This is a genomic window from Cupriavidus sp. SIMBA_020, assembly GCF_046535395.1.
In the GTDB taxonomy this organism is placed as follows: Bacteria; Pseudomonadota; Gammaproteobacteria; order Burkholderiales; family Burkholderiaceae; genus Cupriavidus; species Cupriavidus campinensis.
In genome coordinates this window covers 1-272 of record NZ_JAWRWU010000575.1, presented here as the reverse complement: position 1 = coordinate 272, position 272 = coordinate 1, and the positions used below count along the sequence as shown (strand labels likewise).

Annotated in this window: 1 pseudogene; it reads right to left on the bottom strand. The window is 65.4% G+C overall.

Annotation, left to right across the window (positions count from 1 at the left end):
* Positions 1 to 202, bottom strand: a pseudogene (locus tag SB751_RS30580) (ABC transporter substrate-binding protein); the annotation flags it as partial.
* Positions 203 to 272: the final 70 nt, after the last annotated feature.

Genomic DNA, 272 nt, shown 5'->3' with positions numbered 1-272 from the left:
CCACCACGATCTTGACGTTGTTGGCCTTCTCGAAATCCGGGAACACGTACTGCGTGAAGGCGCGTTCCATGTCGCCGCCGTTCATGCCGACGTACAGCGTCTTCTGCTGCGCCATGGCGCCCGCCGACAGCGCGGCCAGCGCCAGGCCCAGCAGCCACTTCCCCTTGGACGGGCGGCGAACGCCCTGTTTGTTGTGCTTCATGGTGACTCCAGCGTTTGCTCACGAACAGGCCCCAACCGAGCCACGGCGCCGTGAGCGGCCCCCGTGTATC